The 4421-nt window shown below is 71.3% G+C and carries 4 protein-coding genes and 1 pseudogene; all 5 read left to right on the top strand.

The features are described 5' to 3' along the window. Positions 1-293 (top strand): hypothetical protein (locus tag AB0316_RS20935; protein WP_366275191.1); only part of this gene is annotated, 293 nt, incomplete at its 5' end. Positions 294-494: 201 nt separating this feature from the next. After that, positions 495-1310, top strand: coding sequence for a hypothetical protein (locus AB0316_RS20930; RefSeq protein WP_366275189.1), 816 nt, complete (start codon positions 495-497; stop codon positions 1308-1310). A 113-nt stretch (positions 1311-1423) separates the two neighbouring features. Next, positions 1424-1792, top strand: coding sequence for an SCP2 sterol-binding domain-containing protein (locus AB0316_RS20925; RefSeq protein WP_366275188.1), 369 nt, complete (start codon positions 1424-1426; stop codon positions 1790-1792). Next, positions 1785-3827, top strand: a complete 2043-nt coding sequence (locus AB0316_RS20920) for a glycogen debranching N-terminal domain-containing protein (protein ID WP_366275187.1) — start codon at positions 1785-1787, stop codon at positions 3825-3827. The genes AB0316_RS20925 and AB0316_RS20920 overlap by 8 nt, the downstream gene beginning before the upstream one ends. Positions 3828-3992: 165 nt before the next feature. Next, positions 3993-4421, top strand: a pseudogene (locus AB0316_RS20915) (hypothetical protein); the annotation flags it as partial.

Here is a 4421-nt window from a genome sequence, read left to right as displayed (position 1 = left end):
GGAACAACTGGACCATGAACTGGCAGTACTGGTACCAGCAGTACGGCGGCGTCCAGGTCACCATCGACGGCATCGCCTACCACGCCTACCGCAACCCCGCCGGCACCGGACTGTGGTTCATCCGCGACAACGCCACCAACCAGGGCAGCGTCGACATCGCCCACGTCCTGCAGTGGGCCGTCTCCAAGGGCTGGCTCCGCTCCAGCCAGGTCCTCGGCGAGGTCGAATACGGCTTCGAGGTCGCCTACACCGGCACGCCCACCACGTTCACACTCAACAAGCTCACGCTCTGAGCCACCGCGCTCAGGCCCTCCACCAGGACCCGCCGCCCCTCATGGGGCGGCGGGTCCTGCCGATCTCGGCCTCTGCCCCTGTCGGCGCCACCAGCGGTCTATCGTCGTGTGCACGGGTCGCGCACGCGGTCGCCGCGAGCGCGTCGAGCCGGCGGGTCCAGGGGGGTCACCGTGGGGGTGCAACCGCAGACGAGGCATGAGATGCGCGAGCGCGAGCGACGCGCCAGGGCGGCCCTGTGGGTCGGCGTGGTCGTGGCGCTGCTCGTGGTGGGGGTCGCCGTGTACCTCGGCACGACGATCTCGCAGAACGCGACGGCGCCGCCGGTCTCCCGCGCCGGCCTCACTCCTGCTCCGCGGGCCACCTCATCGCCCGACCTCTCCGGGCTGGCGGAGGCCATGAACTCGACGATGACGGGCGCTCCGCCGCCGAGCCCATCCACCACGCCGCCGCCGACCCACACCTCGACGGCCCTGGTCGGCAGCGTCCCACCCAAGCTGGCTCCCGCCGTGTCGTCGTGCCGGAAGCAGTGGCAGCTGTCGCAGACGGCGCTGTCCGCCGCGGATCGGTCGCTGGCCCAGTGGCGAGCGCACCTGCAGATCATGAACGACCTGCAGGCCGGGCGGATCAACCTGGCGACAGCAAAGGCCCGGTGGCCCTACACGACCTACCAGGCCGGCGACAACGTCGTGGCCTTCCGCTCGGCCGACGCCGCCGTGACGGCCTACCCGTCCGCCTGCGCCGTCGACGACTCCGTCACCGGACGCACCGCCCGGGAGATCCGGGCGTGCGCCGCCTCGATGGAGACGCTGGGCAGGGCCCTGGCCCGGGCACGCACCGCGATCGCGCCGTGGGAGCGGCACATCAAGGACCAGACGCACTTTGCCATGGGCATGATGACCGCCCCGGCCGCGGAGGCCGCCTGGCGGGTGATGTGGAAGAAGGGGCTCGAGACGCTGCCCGCCTACGACGCGGCTGCCACGGACGCTCGCGCCGCCACCTGCCCCCTCGCGGACTGACCCCGCGTCCGCTCGGGACACTCACCACACACCCGCCGGGCACCCGCCGGGCGTCGTCGATTCCCCGGCGGGACGGCATACCCGTGGCTAGCCTGAAATCGGGGGCGATCACCATGTCAGCGACCGCAGACTTCTTCGACGAGCTGGCGCGGCGCGGCCACGAGCCGCTGCTGCGACGGGTCAGCGCGCGGGTGCGTTTCGACACCGGAGACGGGGACCGGCCGGTGCACCGGCTGGTGACCATCGAGCACGGCGACCTGCGGGTGTCCGAGGCCGACGGAGCCCCGGCCGACGCCACCCTGACGTGCAGCCAGTCCGAGCTCGACGCGCTGGCGAGCGGGCGCACGAGCGCGATGGCCTCGTTGCTGCGCGGGGCGCTCACGGTGCAGGGCGACCCCGAGCTGGTGGTCCTCGCCCAGCGGCTGTTCTCGCGCCGACCCACGCCCTCGGGTCGGCACAGGAAGGGGGAAGGTCATGAGTGAGGGACCCGTCCGGATCCTCGAGGGCAACACCTTCGTCGTCAGCGACCAGCGCGGCGACATCGAGGCCTCCCCCACCGACCCCGACGGGCTGTTCGCGTGGGACACGCGGTTCCTGTCGCGGTGGATCCTCACCGTCGACGGCAAGCGGCTCACGTCCCTGTCCACCGACGACCTCAACTACTTCGAGGCGCGTTTCTTCCTCGTCCTCGGCACCGGGACCGTCTACGTCAACGCCAACCTCACCGTGATCCGGCGACGGGCGGTCGGGGGCGGCTTCCGGGAGACCATCACGCTGCTCAACCACCAGGACGGGCCCGCCGACGTGACCGTGCGGCTGGACGCCGCGTGCGACTTCGCCGACCTCTTCGAGGTCAAGGACGCGCTCCCCAAGCAGGGCACGTACAAGACCGACGTGCAGGACGGCTCCCTCGTCATCTCCTACGACCGAGAGACCTTCCACCGGGACACGACGATCTCGGCCTCGCCGGCTCCCTCCCACATCGACGAGGACGGGCTGGAGTTCTCCGTGCACCTCGACCCGCACGGCTCGTGGACGACCGAGCTCTACGTGGCGCCGCGCCTGGGCCGCGCCGAGGCCCCGATGCTCTGCCGCGGCCCCGGCCCCGACTCGCAGCGGGGGCGCCTCGAGGAGCTGGACGCCTGGGTCGACGCCGCACCGCGGCTCGTGACGGACTCGGAACAGCTCGCCGCGACCTACCGCCGCAGCCTGGTCGACCTCGCAGCGCTCCGGTTCTCGCCTGCGATCGCCGGCAGCCGCAGCCTGCCCGCCGCGGGGCTCCCGTGGTTCATGACGATGTTCGGGCGCGACAGCATCCTCACGAGCCTGCAGGCGCTGCCCTTCACGCCCGAGCTCGCGCAGACGACCCTGCGGGTCCTCGGCGACTGGCAGGGCAGCCGCGTCGACGACTTCCGCGACGAGGACCCCGGCCGCATCCTCCACGAGATGCGCTACGGCGAGCTCACGGCGTTCCAGGAGCGGCCGCACTCGCCGTACTACGGCGCGGCCGACTCCACTCCCCTGTGGCTCGTGCTCCTCGACGAGTACGAGCGGTGGACCGGCGACGATGACCTCGTGCGGGAGTTCGAGCCGGAGGCCCGGGCCGCCATCGAGTGGATCGACACGTACGCCGACCTGCGGGGCAACGGCTACGTCTCCTACGAGCGACGCAACCAGCAGACCGGCCTGGAGAACCAGTGCTGGAAGGACTCGTGGGACTCCATCTCCTACCGGGACGGCCGGCTCCCAGGGTTCCCCCGCGCCACGTGCGAGCTGCAGGGGTACGCGTACGACGCCAAGATGCGTACGGCACGGCTCGCGCGGCAGTTCTGGGACGACACGGCATACGCCGACGGGCTCGAGCGCCAGGCCGCCGACCTCAAGGCCCGCTTCGACCGCGACTTCTGGGTCGAGGACGGCGAGTACTACGCGCTCGCGCTGGACTCGGACGGCACGCGCGTCGACGCGCTCTCCTCCAACATCGGCCACCTGCTGTGGAGCGGCATCGTCGACGATGCGAAGGCTCCGACCATCGCGGCGCACCTGCTCGGCGACCACCTCTTCTCCGGCTGGGGTGTGCGCACGCTGGCCGACGATCAGGCCCGCTACAACCCGATCGGCTACCACGTCGGAACCGTCTGGCCGTTCGACAACTCCTTCATCGCCTGGGGGCTGCGCCGCTACGGCTTCCGGGACGAGGCCGCGAAGGTCGCGGCCGGGGTCCTCGGGGCTGCTGAGTTCTTCGAGGGGGGCCTGCCCGAGGCGTTCGGCGGCTACGAGCGCTCCCTGACGCGCTACCCGGTGCAGTACCCGACGGCCTGCAGCCCGCAGGCGTGGTCGACGGGCGCGCCGCTGCTCTTCCTCCGGACCATGCTCGGGCTCGACGCCGTCGGCGACCACCTCATCGTCGACCCGGCCGTGCCGGAGTCGTTCGGGCGGATCGAGCTGCTCGACATCCCCGGCCGGTGGGGCCGCATCGACGCGTTCGGGCGAGGGCTCGTCGACGTCGACCGGTAGCCGTCCATCCGACGGGTGCTCTCCAGCTTCTTCCTGTCCCGGTGAGGTGGTCTGCGGGTGTGCCCAAATGCAGAGAAGCGGCATGCATGTCAAGAGTGTCACGTCTGGGCACTTGTGGCCGGCGTCGCTACGGTGACCGTGGGAGGGTGAGAAGGGAACAACCCCATGTTGATCGGACGCAAGCTCGCGGTCGGCGTCGCCGCCGCGACCCTCCTCGTCGGAGGTGGTGTGGCGTATGCCGCCACCACCGGCGTGAGCGCCACCTGCACCGCCAGCCCCGCGGTGACCCAGACGACCACGGCACAGACGTTCAGCGTCAGCTGCTCGGTCCCCCTGCCCCCGCCCGTCACGGTGACCCAGACCGTCACCAAGACGGTGACCGCTCCGGTGACGTCGACCACGACGACGCCCGCACCGACGACCACTACGCCCGCACCAACCACGACCACGCCGACGCCCACCAGCACCTCCTGCCCGGTGCAGTGGACCAGCTCCTCGGCCAACGGGTCCTGGACCAACTCCGGCCACCTGGTCAACAACAACATGTGGAACAGCGCCGCCGGACCCCAGACCATCTCGGCCTGCTCCTGGCAG

This window comes from Terrabacter sp. NPDC080008 (assembly GCF_040702505.1).
Lineage (GTDB): Bacteria > Actinomycetota > Actinomycetes > Actinomycetales > Dermatophilaceae > Terrabacter.
Note: the sequence above shows the minus strand (reverse complement) of the source record. Positions and strands in the feature narration are given on the sequence as shown.

What these genes read in the sequence shown, in the direction of transcription:
- AB0316_RS20930 (WP_366275189.1), top strand. Translation starts at nt 495, where the DNA reads ATGCGCGAGCGCGAGCGACGCGCCAGGGCGGCCCTGTGGGTCGGCGTG.
- AB0316_RS20925 (WP_366275188.1), top strand. Translation starts at nt 1,424, where the DNA reads ATGTCAGCGACCGCAGACTTCTTCGACGAGCTGGCGCGGCGCGGCCAC.
- AB0316_RS20920 (WP_366275187.1), top strand. Translation starts at nt 1,785, where the DNA reads ATGAGTGAGGGACCCGTCCGGATCCTCGAGGGCAACACCTTCGTCGTC.